2 protein-coding genes are annotated in these 686 nt (G+C 74.8%); both read left to right on the forward strand.

Features of this window, described 5'->3' with window-relative positions:
• The first annotated feature begins 6 nt into the window (after positions 1-6).
• Positions 7-168, forward strand: coding sequence for a UTRA domain-containing protein (locus tag AC1DTN_RS37900; protein WP_477925282.1), 162 nt, complete (start codon positions 7-9; stop codon positions 166-168).
• A partial coding sequence (locus tag AC1DTN_RS37905) for a DUF1045 domain-containing protein (RefSeq protein ID WP_477925280.1) occupies positions 161-686 on the forward strand: 526 nt, incomplete at its 3' end. The genes AC1DTN_RS37900 and AC1DTN_RS37905, both read left to right, overlap by 8 nt.

Raw genomic sequence — 686 nt, forward strand, 5'->3', positions numbered from 1 at the left:
GCGCGGATGCCCGAGCCCGACGTGGCGGGCCATCTGCGCCAGCCGGGCACCCGCCCGGTGCTGTGCGTGGAGAGCGTGAACGTGGACAGCGATGGCGTGCCCATCGAGTTCGCGCGCGCCTGGTTCGCGGGCGACCGCGTGACGCTGACGGTGGCCCATGATGAGTGAAGCGCCGAGCACGCCGGCGCACCGCTACGCGGTCTACTTCGCGCCCCTCGCCGACAGCGCCTGGTGGGATGCGGGCAGCGAGTGGCTGGGCCGTTGCGCCGCGCGGCAGCGGCTGCTGGCGCAGCCGTCCGTCGCGGGCGTGTCCGCGCCCGAACAGCAGCGCCTGACGCAGGCGCCGAGGCGCTACGGCTGGCACGCGACCCTGAAGGCGCCCTTCGCGCTCGCGCCCGGGGCCGATCTCCAGGCACTGCATGCCGCCCTGCGCGGCATCTGCCGAGCGCACCAGCCCTTCGCGATGCCGGCGCTGAAGGCGACGCGGCTCGACGACTTCCTGGCGCTCGTGCCCGAGGGCGAGAGTCACGCGATCGATGCGCTCGCGGGGGACTGCGTGACAGGCCTCCAGCCGCTGGCCGCTGCGCTGTCGCAGGCCGAGCTTGCGCGGCGCCGCGCCGCCGGGCTCTCGCCGCAGGAGGACGACCTGTTGCTGCGCTGGGGCTATCCCTTCGTGCTGGAGCGCT

Source organism: Rhizobium sp. 01T444, from assembly GCF_056398305.1.

What these genes read in the sequence shown, in the direction of transcription:
- AC1DTN_RS37900 (WP_477925282.1), top strand. Translation starts at nt 7, where the DNA reads ATGCCCGAGCCCGACGTGGCGGGCCATCTGCGCCAGCCGGGCACCCGC.